At 46.1% G+C, this 13738-nt stretch carries 8 protein-coding genes; 1 reads left to right on the top strand and 7 read right to left on the bottom strand.

What is annotated here, in order from left to right:
- Nucleotides 1-13: 13 nt before the first annotated feature.
- The 7 genes from folC to fabB form a co-directional block, all read right to left on the bottom strand.
- Complete coding sequence (gene folC / locus R7F67_RS18035) at nucleotides 14-1276, bottom strand: bifunctional tetrahydrofolate synthase/dihydrofolate synthase (RefSeq protein WP_318057302.1); 1263 nt, start codon at nucleotides 1274-1276, stop codon at nucleotides 14-16.
- 46 nt (nucleotides 1277-1322) lie between these two features.
- The gene (gene accD, locus R7F67_RS18030) at nucleotides 1323-2249 is read right to left on the bottom strand and encodes an acetyl-CoA carboxylase, carboxyltransferase subunit beta (protein ID WP_005380583.1); all 927 of its coding nucleotides are present in this window, start codon (nucleotides 2247-2249) and stop codon (nucleotides 1323-1325) included.
- A gap of 197 nt (nucleotides 2250-2446) precedes the next feature.
- Nucleotides 2447-3241, bottom strand: a complete 795-nt coding sequence (gene truA, locus R7F67_RS18025; protein ID WP_033907367.1) for a tRNA pseudouridine(38-40) synthase TruA — start codon at nucleotides 3239-3241, stop codon at nucleotides 2447-2449.
- A 142-nt stretch (nucleotides 3242-3383) separates the two neighbouring features.
- Nucleotides 3384-7679 (bottom strand): FimV/HubP family polar landmark protein, encoded by a 4296-nt coding sequence (locus R7F67_RS18020; protein ID WP_318057301.1) that lies wholly within the window; start codon nucleotides 7677-7679, stop codon nucleotides 3384-3386.
- Nucleotides 7680-7876: 197 nt separating this feature from the next.
- Nucleotides 7877-8890 carry an aspartate-semialdehyde dehydrogenase gene (locus R7F67_RS18015; RefSeq protein ID WP_005380562.1) on the bottom strand — a complete coding sequence of 338 codons (1014 nt, stop codon included), beginning with the start codon at nucleotides 8888-8890 and terminating at the stop codon, nucleotides 7877-7879.
- Nucleotides 8887-10020 carry a 4-phosphoerythronate dehydrogenase gene (locus tag R7F67_RS18010; protein WP_258475835.1) on the bottom strand — a complete coding sequence of 378 codons (1134 nt, stop codon included), beginning with the start codon at nucleotides 10018-10020 and terminating at the stop codon, nucleotides 8887-8889. Before R7F67_RS18010 ends, R7F67_RS18015 begins: the two co-directional genes overlap by 4 nt.
- A 340-nt stretch (nucleotides 10021-10360) precedes the next feature.
- Nucleotides 10361-11572: a beta-ketoacyl-ACP synthase I gene (gene fabB, locus R7F67_RS18005; protein WP_005380557.1), complete on the bottom strand. Its 1212-nt coding sequence runs from the start codon at nucleotides 11570-11572 to the stop codon at nucleotides 10361-10363.
- Between the two features lie 128 nt (nucleotides 11573-11700).
- Here fabB and mnmC point away from each other — a divergent pair, with 128 nt between their 5' ends.
- On the top strand, nucleotides 11701-13719 hold the full coding sequence (gene mnmC, locus R7F67_RS18000) for a bifunctional tRNA (5-methylaminomethyl-2-thiouridine)(34)-methyltransferase MnmD/FAD-dependent 5-carboxymethylaminomethyl-2-thiouridine(34) oxidoreductase MnmC (RefSeq protein WP_213904884.1): 2019 nt from the start codon (nucleotides 11701-11703) through the stop codon (nucleotides 13717-13719).
- Nucleotides 13720-13738: the final 19 nt, after the last annotated feature.

Raw genomic sequence — 13738 nt, 5'->3', positions numbered from 1 at the left:
AAAATACCTTTACTTATTTATTATTTGATTGCCAATGTTCCAATACCTCTCCGACGGTATGGAATGAGCCAACCACCAGAATAACGTCTCCTGTCTTTGCGTGGCTTCTCGCACTCTCGAAGGCGTCAACAGGGTTTTCAAAATGAACTTGCCCATCAGGTAAGTATTGGCACAATTCATCAGCGGTCGCCGCTCTCGGTCCAGTAAGCGACGCTGGATACCATTGTGTTGCAACTGGAGTTAGAGCTTCAATGGTTGCTTTAATGTCCTTGTCATGCAGCATTGCAACCACAATATGGATATTCTTACCCAGATATTGTTGCTTCACTCTCTCTACCAAATACTCAGCAGAGTGCGGGTTATGAGCGACATCAAGGACTATTTCAGGTTCGTGATGCAGTACTTGCATACGCCCCGCCAAACGCGCATTATTCAAGCCATTGACAATATTTATGTCAGTGATTTGCAATTCCGAAGCCCCTAGTGCCATCAGTGCAGTGGCTGCATTTTGTAATGGTAGCGATGGGATTGGTAAATCCTCTAACTCAAATGCCCCACTGCTCCATTTCCAACCATTATCAGTTAGTTGGTAATCGTACTGAATACCTACTTGGAAGAACTCAGAACCAATATCGTCAGCATGAGCCGCCACGGTCGCTGGTGGCGTCGGTTGACCACAAATTGCTGGCTTCCCTGAACGGTAAATGCCCGCTTTTTCAAAACCAATAACATTGATGTCATCACCAAGCCAATCCACATGATCGATCGCTAAGCTCGTAATAACAGAAACATCATGGTCAACAACGTTAGTGGCGTCTAGACGGCCGCCAAGTCCTACTTCAAGTAAGACAACATCAACTTTCTCTACTTGGAAAATACGTAGCGCAGCAAGCGTACCGAATTCAAAGAGGCTAAGGCTAACATCACCACGCTGCTTTTCTACATAATCGAATGCTTTACAGTGCTTTTCATCTACAACGTCAACGCCATTAATGCGTACACGCTCGTTGTAACGAATCAGGTGCGGAGAACTGTAAACACCGACTGAATAGCCAGCATCAAGTAAAATGGCTTCCATTAACGCACACGTTGAGCCTTTGCCATTGGTTCCGGCAACGGTGATTACGGTTGGAGCTGGTTTGGTAAGATTGGCTTTGTTTGCTACCGCTTGGACACGGTCTAAGCCTAGATCAATTGCTGAGGAATGAATATTTGCTAAATAATCAAGCCACATCTCTAATGAAGATGTGGCTTGAGGAGTTGGGTTTTGGGTCATCTAACTTTAACCATTAAATTCTTTGGTTTTTATGTTAGTTGATACTTTACCCTTTTTCGTCCGCTTCTGGTACAGAATATGGCTCTTCATTTGGAGATTCGTTAACCGAAACCACCAAAGGAGACTTGTGGTTAGTCATCTTAGCGATAAGACCACCCACACGCTGACGCATTTCACGACGGTCAACGATCATATCAATAGCACCGTGATCAAGTAGGAACTCACTACGCTGGAAACCTTCAGGAAGATCTTCACGTACAGTTTGCTCGATTACACGACGACCAGCAAAGCCAATGAGGGCCTTAGGTTCACCGATGTTGATATCACCCAACATAGCCAAACTTGCTGATACACCACCCATTGTAGGGTCAGTTAGAACAGAAATAAACGGCAGACCTTTTTCTGATAAACGCTCAAGCGCAGCACTGGTTTTTGCCATTTGCATAAGAGACATTAAAGCCTCTTGCATACGAGCACCACCACTTGCTGAGAAACAAACAAGCGCACAGTTATTTTCAATGGCTGCATCCACTGCTTTCACAAAGCGAGCACCAACGACTGAACCCATTGAACCACCCATGAAGGAGAATTCAAACGCACACGCCACAAGCGGCAGACCAAGCAATTCACCCTGCATCACAACTAGCGCATCTTTCTCACCGCTGTTTTTTTGTGCAGCAGAGATACGCTCTTTGTATCGCTTAGAATCTTTAAATTTCAGTTTATCCTGTGGCTCAAGTTCAGAACCTAATTCAACTCGATTACCTTCATCTAAAAATGTTTCCAAACGACGACGCGCTTTCATACGCATGTGATGGTTACACTTTGGACAAACTTCTAAGTTACGCTCTAGCTCTGCATGGTATAAAACCTGTTCACAAGAGGTACATTTAGTCCACACACCTTCTGGGATAGAAGCTTTGCGTGAACTTACTAGATTGCTTTTCTCTAAAATCTTTTCAAGCCAACTCATGGAAGACCTTTTCTCTCAACTCTTCCGCTTCATTGCGAAAGATATAAATTCGACATAATACCGACGGATTAAACCATATCTTGCAGCTACTGTAGATAAAAAACTGGTTGTACCTATTTTTGATATCGTAAATAGCGTATGTTTTCCGTTCACATTCAATGTAAACACTACCGATATTTTGAAATAAGTTTGTAAAATTAGTTCAAATTATCTGGTAAAAACAGTGGACCGATCGGCACTTCAGGTAACCCAAACTCTTCTGGGTAGTCTACATCTACCAGGTACAGACCTTCCGCTTTCGCTGTCGCACCCGCTAGTTTGCGATCTTTGGCGTCTAATAACCACTTGATCCATTCTGGACTCTCTTCGCCACGTCCAACTTTTATCAAGCTACCCGTGATATTACGAACCATATGATGCACGAACGCATTGGCTTTAATATCAATAACCACATAGTTTCCATGGCGCGTAACGTTCAGATGCATCAAGTTTCGAAATGGACTGCGAGACTGACAATGCGCCGCGCGAAACGACGTAAAATCATTTTCGCCGAGTAGGAACTGCCCTGCTTCATGCATTTTTTTCTCGTCGAGCTCACCATGATAGTGACTAACCCCCGAGTTTAAGATGCCTGGACGTAAAGCATGATTGAAAATAATGTAACGATAACGGCGCGCTGTCGCTGAGAATCTTGCATGGAAATCATCTGAAACTTCTTGAGCCCAACGAACCGCTATATCGCTCGGCATGTTCGCGTTTGCGCCCATGGTCCAAGCTACCATTTTTCGAGTAACGTTGGTATCAAAGTGCACAACTTGTCCCGTGCCATGCACGCCTGCGTCTGTCCGACCAGCGCACTGAACTTCAACTGGGTGATTAGCGACGACGGACAATGCTTTCTCTAGCTCTTCTTGGACACTTTTCACTTCTCTTTGGCGCTGCCAACCAAAGTAGTTTGTACCGTTGTACTCGATACCTAATGCGATTCTCATCTTAACCTTCGAACTCTAAAATGGGGCGGGAAGTATATACTCAAGTCACCTCAAGTTGCCAGCTTCACCAAGGGTGACATAAAGGTAGCATCATACTAACGGGACACAAAAAGGGTAGCAAACGCTACCCTTTTGTTTCGGTTTATCGGCCATTAATGGCGTCAATCAGGCTTTTTGCTTCGCGGCGAATATCATCCTCACCGTAAACAATCGCCTCTTCTAGTAGTTTAATCGCCCCTTGAGAATCGTTCATCTCGAGATAGATTTTAGCCAAATCCAGTTTCCCAGCCGCTTCAGCATTGCTATCTACGTCAATATCGCCGATCTCACCGATAACATCTGGAAACTCGTTCAATCCGACATCGAGCTTAAGGTCTTCTTCTTCGAACTCACCACCTTCTCTGTCGACCTGAGCCATCAATTCATCAATCGTCATAAATTGATTTTTCTTCGGGTCGAAGTCATCCAAGTCGCTTTGCTCTGCCCAGTTTTCTTGCGCGATCTCTGGCTGACTTAGTGCATCACTCGAATTCCAAACATCACGCTGGTCCTCAGGCACTTCTTCAGTAGAACTTACGTTATCAGCAGCGGGTTTAAAGCCATCCCAATCATCTCCAACATCAAGCATGGTTTCAAAATCCATACCTGCACTTGCGATGGTGTCACTGTCTAGTTTACCTTCAAATACTTCTGAGTTTGCGTCTTCCGCAAGAAGGTTAGCCATTGATGATTCATCATCCAAATTACTGAGCGGCTCACCCTCTGTCGCTGTTGGCTGCACTTTTGGGTCAGTATCAAAGCCGTTTTGCTGCGCAAATACTTCAAACAAAGCATCATGATCGTTATCGGCTTGAATAGCTGGTCTCGATGTCTCTGCTTCAACCTTAGGGCTCTCTGGCGCACCCTCGTTCATTGACGCGAGAACATCTTCCTCATTGAACTCTGGAAGATCTTGGTCGTCAAAACTTAACTCTTCATCCTCACCGGAGATTGGTTCTATATCTGCAGTCTCAGAGCTCGGTAATTCTGGCTCTTCTTCCATCGACGCCAAGGCATCTTCTTCGCTGAACTCTGGCAAATCGAGCTCATCAAAATTGAACTCTTCTTCGGACTCAGCTGGCAAGTCGGCTTCAACCTGTTCTGGCTCAACGGACTCGGACGTTTCTAACGCAGGTTCGCCAGCCATAGACGCCAGTGCATCTTCTTCACTGAACTCTGGCAAATCGAGCTCATCAAAATTGAACTCTTCTTCGGACTCAGTTGGCAAGTCGGCTTCAACTTGTTCTGGCTCAACGGACTCGGACGTTTCTAACGCAGGTTCGCCAGCCATAGACGCCAATGCGTCGTCTTCACTAAACTCAGGAAGATCCAGCTCGTCAAAATTGAACTCTTCTTCGGACTCAGCTGACAAGTCGGCTTCAACTTGTTCTGGCTTAACGGACTCGGACGTTTCTAACGTAGGTTCGCCAGCCATAGACGCCAGTGCATCTTCTTCACTGAACTCTGGCAAATCGAGCTCATCAAAATTGAACTCTTTTTCGGACTCGGTTGGTAAGTCAGCTTCGACTTGATCTGGTTTAACGGACTCGGACGTTTCTAACGCAGGTTCGCCAGCCATGGACGCCAGGGCATCTTCTTCACTGAATTCTGGAAGATCCAGCTCGTCAAAATTGAACTCTTCTTCGGACTCAGCTGGCAAGTCGGCTTCAATTTGTTCTGGTTCAACGGACTCGGACGTTTCTAACTCCGGCTCATCCGCCATAGACGCCAATGCGTCTTCTTCACTAAACTCAGGAAGATCCAGCTCATCAAAATTGAGTTCATCTTCTGAATCGTTGGTCGACTCAGTTTCCGGCTCCAATTCAGGTTCATCCAGTAGCCAATCTTCTTCTTGTGGAACACCGAATTCATTTTCTATTGTATTTGGTGTCGGTGTGAAGGCTGGAATGTCTTCCTCTTGCTCAACGTGAGGCTGTACCTCAGCATCGGACTCCACGTATGGTTCTTGTGTTGAATCAGTATCGGTAGCCTCTTGTTGTAGTGATGAAGCTTCCTCTATCTCCGTTTGTGTTTTTTCAACTTGCTGCGGTAAATCGTCTTCACTATCAAATAGAGCGTCAAGTTCAGCAGAAAAATCCGCTTTTTCTTGTTCTGTTGGCAGAAGTTCTTCACTGTCTGACTCAAATAGGTCGTCTAGCTCGCTCATTAAAGGATCATTCTCTGGTGAGAGGTCCTCTAAATCACCAAGAAATTCATCGCTGCTAAATGGCTCTGAGGCAGCCTCTGGCTCGGTTAATGGTTGATCTTCTACAGCTTGTTGCGTGTCTGGCTGGCTTTCACTTAATAAAGCGTCGATGTCCAATCCAGACTCAATGTCCTGATCTTCATGAGTTTGTTCTGACCCAACTACGGGAGATGGCTTTTCGTCGGCGTCTGGCTCACCAAAACCAAGTGATTTCAGTAACTCTTCCTCTTCCGATTTATTCTGCTCTGGGCTCTCGTCCTCTCGAATCAGATCATCAAACGGATCTAAATCAGCTTCAGTCTCTTCATCAAGTTCAGAGGTAACATCATCAATGAGTTCGTCCAGTAAGTCTGTGCTATCTGCGTCTAACTCTTCGATCGAGTCATCACCTTCAAAACCAGAGATTGCTTCTAGCTCGTTTAGTGGATCAAACTCGTCTGTGTCATCTTCATCAAAATCAATGAGTTCATCGAGTAGCTCTGTACTGTTTTCATCTAGAACAGGACCTTCATTGGCGTCAGCTTCTCGAACTTCCGATTCACTAGCCGGTTGTTCATACTGGGCCAATAGCTTATCGATATCGTCGTCAGATGCCTCTCCTACACTAAAGTCATCATCCGAAACGGGCTGTTTTAACTCAGGCTCATCAGTATCTAAATCGAAGTCATCGTTGCCAAGTTCAGCAAACAAGTCATCAAGCATATCCTGGTCGACAGTGTCACTTGGTAACTCTTCTGACGGCTCATCGGCTGCAAGTAACTCGGCAAATGCGTCGTCTGAAAGCGAGTCTGATTTCTCATTCGCATCATCCGAAAGATCGAAGCCAGACTCATCGTCATCGAGCACTTCTAGTTCTGGAGCAACCTCATCTAAGGCTCGCTCCATTTCTTCTAAACCAAGCGCTTTTTCTTCGCCGTTGACTTGGATACCATTGTTCGATGACTCAAACTCATCCAGACCAACATCTAGGTCACCGTCATCGCCAATATCTGCAAATGGGTCATCGTCCCCTTCCAGATTGAAATCAAGTTCTTCATCGTCGAGGTTAGCAAAGACGTCTTCTTTTAAATCTGACTTCTCTTCTTGTAAAGACTGTGTGTTGATATCTTCATCTGCAAACAATTCATCATCAAGCGTGAGCTCTTCATCCAGCTCATCCGCCGCCGCTAAACCGATTGGCGCCGCAAGAGGATCAACGTTTTGCTGTTCCTGTGCAGCCACATCTTCCTCTTTCGCTTTAGAGCGTCGACCAAGAAGCATAACAACTAGCAACGCAATCAAAGCACCAGGAATTAATGCCGCAAGACCAACAAGCCAACCATTCGACAAAATTTTGTCCATGGTGCTTGGTTGCATGCGTTGTTGTTCAGCAAGGCGCTGGCGTTCTTCAGCAAGCAGCTTCTCGACTTCTGAGCGAATGCGTTCTTCGTCATTCAGCTCGCTTTTCAAAGTTTCGACTTCGCTTTGCACTTCTGACAGCATCAATCGAAGACGATGGTTCTTCTCTTCTAATGAGTCTAATTCACTTTGTGAGCCTTGAAGTTTGTCCTTTAGCGCACTGACCTGCTTTTCACCCTGCGGAGAGGTAGTTACTGGTGGCGCAGGGATGACGGGTATTGTTTTCGGAGTTGGTTTTGGCTCCGTTGCTGCCACTGTCTCTGGCTTAGCCGCAGGCTTGGGTTCTACTTTAATTTGTGGCTTTGGTTGCTCGGTGACTCGTTGTGCTGGCGTCGCTCTATTTGTCGGCTTCGGCTGTTTTAACTTAGCTTCATGCGCCTTCATAATCGCAACAGCTTGCGCTGTGGTCGCGCTTTGCACTTGCTCTAGAGAAGGTACTCGTAGCCGACTCCCTGGGATCAATTCATGAATGTTTTGGTTCTCAAACGCTTGAGGGTTAATTCGGTAAATGGCAAGAAGCGTTTGTTGAACGGTAACACCGCGTGAAGGTCGTAATTCTGAAGCGATCGACCATAGTGTTTGATTTTCACCAGTCGGACCAAAGAAACGTGACGGTTGAGTATTCGCAGGAGGAGCAGGTAATGCTCGCTCAATATCTTCAGCATAGCTCGGAGATGATTGCACTTCACCAGACGGTCCAACAAGACGAATTCCTTCGGCTTGAACCACTGATGATGTCTGAGTCGCGCTCATCAACACAAGGGCTGCTAACAAACGCTTATAATTTTGACGCATAGAAGGCTCAGTTTTGTGCTAAATACAATTTGAAATGGTGATCGGTTAAATATATCGGATATCGCATGCAAAACTATAGCGTTGAGAATAAAAAATGTGTGGCTCTCGCCATATTCGTACTAATCTCACACTATTTTGTTTCGTTCGTACAAAAAAGCCTCGCACTGTGCGAGGCTTTGAAATGAACTGTAAGCGACTTAGTAGTAATCGCGGATCAGAACTTCTGCGATTTGCACCGCGTTAGTTGCCGCGCCTTTACGCACGTTATCAGCAACAACCCACAGGTTTACGCCGCTATGATGGCTGATATCGTTACGGATACGGCCAACCATTACATGGTCTTTACCGCCCGCATCGCGAACTTGTGTAGGGAAGTCTTCACCGTGGAACACTTCGATACCGTCAGTTTGCTCAAGCAAGTTAACGACTTCTTGTGCATCGATAGGTGAACGAGTCTCAATGTGAAGTGCTTCTGCGTGACCGTAGAATACAGGAACACGTACACACGTTGGATTGACTGTGATTGATGGATCGTTAAAGATCTTCTGTGTTTCCCACACCATTTTCATTTCTTCTTTGGTGTAGCCGTTTTCCATCATTTGATCGATTTGTGGAATACAGTTAAACGCGATCTGTTGAGAGAATTGCTTCTTGTCTGCAGGCAGACCGTTTAGCAGCTTCGCCGTTTGACCTGCTAGCTCATCGATACCCGCTTTGCCTGCACCAGATACCGATTGGTAAGTTGATACGTTAATACGCTCAATACCCACCGCATCGTGAATTGGTTTTAGTGCCACCAGCATTTGGATGGTTGAACAGTTCGGGTTCGCAATGATGTTACGGTTACGAAACTCTGCAATCGCTTCTGGGTTTACTTCTGGCACAACAAGAGGAATGTCGTACTCGTAACGGAAGTGTGATGTATTGTCGATAACAATCACGCCTTCATCAGCGGCAATTGGAGCCCACTTGGCTGATAGCTCACCACCAGCAGAAAACAGTGCTATATGCGCTTGAGACCAATCAAACTCTTCTACGTTTTGAACGCGTACCGTTTTACCATTGAAGCGGTAAGTCTTGCCTTCGCTGCGCTCACTCGCGAGTAGGAAGATTTCGCCTACTGGGAATTTGCGCTCTTGAAGCACATCCAAAATTGTTTCACCGACCGCACCGGTCGCACCTAAAATGGCAACATTATATTGCTGGCTCATTGACTTACCTCAATCTGAAAACCTAGTTCTGCTAATGGAGCAAGGTTACATGTTTTGTTACCCACTAGCGTGACAGCGCTGTATTCACGGCGATCCCAGTAGTTTTTACGCATCAGGTCAAAAGCGCCTGGCTTACTGATTTCACGGCGGAAAAGAGCGTCATCTCTACGCACATCATAGATTAACTGCGTGATGTTATGCAGTGTTGCTTCGTCCCAAGCTCTGTCCAATACCAAAGTAGGAACAGGCGCGGTTGGCAGTAAATCACTGGCATGCGCACGTAATTCGTTATTTAAGAACTCACAGTAGCTGTTGAAAATCATCGTTGTACCGCGAGCTTTCCCTTCCAAGCCGTAGCCTGCAACGTGAGGGGTTGCGAATGCTAGCAGAGGCAGAAGCTCCATATCAACCTCTGGTTCAAATTCAAATACGTCGAGTGCCGCTGTAAAGCCATCATTTTTCAAAAGACGTTGCTTCAAAGCAGCGTTGTCAACGATGGGACCTCGAGCCGCGTTAATCAAAATTTGATCGCTGCGGAGACCATTTAATACCTTCTCATCAATCAAATGATGCGTTGGGTATGGGCCATCTTTGGTGATTGGCGTATGTAGTGTAATGATGTCTGAGCTTTCAATCAGTTCTGTCAACGGAGTAAAGCTACGAGGATCACCAGCCTCTTGTTTGAATGGGTCATTGATGAGAACTTTAATACCCATGCCTTTCAAACATTTCTCTAGGTAGCTACCTACTTGGCCTGCACCAATAATACCTACCGTCTTGTCAAATACCGAGAAACCTTGTTGCTGAGCGAGCACCATCATCACGCTGAACGCGTATTCCGCCACACCCACTTTGTTACACCCTGGCGCCGCAGTGAAGAAAATGCCTTTCTCTTTTAAGAGTGCTTGGTCAACATGATCCATGCCTGCCGTGGCCGTACCAACAAACTTCAGCTTGTTTGCTTTGCTGATCAGGTCAGCATTCACTTTGGTGACTGAGCGAATCATTAGGGCATCAACATCCACTAAATCATCGGCGGTCAGTGTACGACCTGGTTTTAGAATTACGTTACCGAGTTGGCTAAATAGCTCTTCAGCATACGGCATATTTTCATCAACAATAATTTTCATAGCGCCAGCGTTCTAACATCCATTTGTATGAGTTCGTTTATTCGCAAGATGCGAAACTAAAGCGATTGTGCCCTTTTCCCGAAAAATCTCAAGATATAACACCAATAAACCTCAAGGAGGTAACTCCTATAGAATCAATTGACGGGAAGCCTAAAGAAAAGCAGAAACAGAGAAAAGAAAAAGCCCGGCTAAATAGCCGGGCAAAGTTCCAGAACAAAAGGATCCTATCCCGCTCTCCATGGGATAGAGTCTGCGTCTGTTCGATCAGTGTGACTGATCAAGCTCTGGAAACTGGATTGTTGGCGTTTACAGTACTCTCGCAAGGCGCCAACAAATTCAGTTAACCTTGGTACTTTTTAATAACCAAAGTTGCGTTTGTGCCGCCAAAGCCAAAGCTGTTTGACATTACGGTCGTTAGCTCTGCATCACGTGCTTCTGTCACGATGTCCAGACCTTGTGCTGCTTCGTCCAAGTTTGAAATATTGATGCTTGGAGCAATGAAGTTTTTGTCTAGCATAAGTGTTGAGTAAATTGCTTCGTGCACGCCCGCTGCGCCGAGTGCGTGGCCAGTCATTGCTTTTGTTGCAGAGATTGCAGGGCTGTTCTCACCAAACAATTGTTGGATAGCACCAAGCTCTTTCACGTCACCAACGGGTGTCGATGTGCCGTGCGTGTTGATGTAATCCACACCATCAACGTCTTGCATCGCCATCTTCATACAACGAATTGCGCCTTCACCTGATGGCGCTACCATGTCGTAGCCATCTGATGTCGCACCGTAACCTACGATTTCACCGTAGATTTTCGCACCACGTGCCAGTGCGTGCTCTAGTTCTTCAATAACCAGCATGCCGCCGCCGCCCGAGATAACAAAACCGTCACGGTCTGCATCGTATGTACGAGATGCTTTGTCTGGCGTGTCATTGTATTTGGTTGACAGTGCGCCCATCGCATCAAACATCATAGTTTGAGACCAATCTAGCTCTTCGCCGCCACCAGCAAAAACAATATCTTGTTTGCCTAGTTGAATAAGCTCCATAGCATGGCCGATACAGTGTGCAGATGTTGCACATGCAGAGCTCATTGAGTAGTTCACGCCACGAATCTTAAATGGCGTAGCAAGACAAGCAGAAACAGTAGAAGACATAGTACGAGGAACCATGTAAGGACCAACTCGCTTTACGCCTTTGGCGCGCATCGTGTCTGTCGCTACCGTTTGATTGTATGCAGAAGCACCGCCAGAACCTGCAACGATACCGGTACGATCGTTTGAAACCTGCTCTTCTGTAAGACCAGCGTCTGCGATTGCCTGCTCCATTGATAGGTATGCATAAGCAGCCGCATCACCCATAAAGCGCATCTGCTTACGGTCGATGTGTTCCGCCGGGTTGATTTTTAGGTCACCCCATACTTGCGAACGAAGACCGTGTTCTTTGAACTGCTCAGATGCAGTGATGCCAGATTTGCCCGCTTTAAGAGACGCTAGAACTTCTTCGACGTTGTTACCGATACTTGAAACAATACCCATACCGGTGATTACGACTCGTTTCATTATGACATTCCTATAATTCAAAAATCCGCTAGATGATAACTAAGATAGTCAACAAAAGTGGTCAGCTTTCCCATAAATTCGTACAATCGCCCCATTCTTACCGCGCCAAATCACAAATTTGCACCATTATGACTTCAATAAAAAACGCAGAACTTGGTTGGAACGAAGCTGGTACTCCGGTTTCAGACCAATTTGATGATGTTTACTTCTCTAACGTAAACGGTCTTGAAGAGACACGCTACGTTTTCTTAAAACAAAATCATCTCCCAGAAAGATGGCAGGAATTTGACCAAAGACGTTTTGTCATTGGTGAAACAGGATTTGGCACGGGATTAAACTTCTTAGCAGTATGCCAGTGGTTTCGTGAGTTTCGTCGTCAGCATCCGGACGCAACATTGAAAGAGCTGCATTTTATTAGCTTTGAAAAATACCCATTAAGCAAAGCCGATTTAAAGAAGGCGCATGAAGCTTGGCCTGAGCTAGCTGAATACGCGGAAAAGTTACAAAAGCACTACCCTGCCGCTGTGCCGGAGTGTCATCGCATTGTTTTAGAAGACGGCGCAATCACACTCGACCTTTGGTTTGGTGACATTAAAGACTGCATGCCGCAAGTCCCATACAACGAACAAGGTTTGATTGATGCTTGGTTCTTAGATGGATTCGCGCCAAGCAAAAACCCAGAGATGTGGAACCAAGGCCTGTTCAACAACATGGCAAAGCTAGCCAAGCAAGATTGTACAGTTGCCACGTTTACCGCAGCAGGCTTTGTACGTCGTGGTTTGAACGAAGCTGGCTTTACAATGAAAAAGGTGAAAGGTTTCGGCACTAAGCGAGAAATGATCGCCGGCTCTATGGAGCAACGTGAAAAGCAGTCGAACCATCTCCCTTGGTTCAATCGCACAGCATCTAGCAATCTTGATTCGATTGCCATCATTGGTGGTGGTATAGCCAGCGCGGCGTTAGCGAAAACGTTGGTTCGTCGTGGCCAAAACGTCACGCTTTACTGCAAAGACACTCAACCAGCCGAAGGAGCTTCAGGCAATCGACAAGGAGCCGTTTATCCACTGCTTAATGGCCCGCACACGGGTGTTTCACGAGTGTTTGCTCCTGCATTTTTGTTCGCACGTCAGTTTGTTGAACAAGCAGCACAAGAGATCGATTTTGATCATGACTGGTGTGGCGTGACTCAGTTGATGTGGGACGACAAATCCACAGACAAACTGGAGAAAATACTTACGGGTAACTTCACACCAGAGCTCATTCACAAGCTGTCCGCCGAGGAGACTGCGAACACTATCGGGTTACCTATTGATATGGCATCTGTGCACTACCCAATGGGAGGGTGGCTGTGCCCTGCCGAGTTAACTCGTGGGTTAATTAAACAATTGGAGCAGACGTCGTTACTCTCAACGAAGTTTGAACACCATGTTGAGGCATTAGATTGGGATGAAAAGCGTCTGCTCTGGCTACTAACGGCGAGTGGTCAAACATTTGAGCACTCAACGGTTGTGATTGCGAACGGCCATGAGTTCCAGACATTGAGTCAAACCGCTTCCCTCCCAATGGGGCAGGTGAAAGGACAAGTCAGTCATGCGCCAGCAACCGAAACGCTGAGTCAGCTGAAAACGGTGTTGTGTTACGACGGTTACATGACTCCTGTTAACCCAAGTAATCAACACTTGTGTATCGGTGCAAGCTACGACCGCAGTCACCTTGACTACGAATTTGATGAAAACGCCCAAAAAGATAATGCGGAAAAGCTAGTGAAATGTGTACCAAATCAAACATGGGCAAAAGAGGTAGATATCACTGATAATCAATCTCGCCAAGGTATTCGTTGTGTTAGCCGAGATCACTTACCATTTGTCGGGAATGTGGGTGACTTTGAGACGATCAAAACGCAATACGCCAACTTACAAAATCAAAAAGCAGAAGAGGTAGAAACCATTCATCAGTACCCTAACCTATTCTGCTTCTTAGGTTTAGGATCTCGTGGACTGAGCTCTGCACCATTATTAGCTGAAGTGTTGGCCTCCCAGATCTGTGGGGACCCGCTGCCATTACCGGTTGATGTATTGACCGAACTTCACCCAAGTCGAATGTGGGTTCGTAAACTAAGAAAAGGCAAAGCCATTACCGAGCTGTAAGAGTATTCTCTCGTTTTAA

Origin of the sequence: Vibrio sp. YT-17 (assembly GCF_033337375.1) — a bacterium.
Taxonomy (GTDB): Bacteria; Pseudomonadota; Gammaproteobacteria; order Enterobacterales; family Vibrionaceae; genus Vibrio; species Vibrio alginolyticus.
The sequence above is the reverse complement of the archived record's forward strand: the minus strand, read 5'-3'. Positions and strand labels throughout refer to the sequence as shown.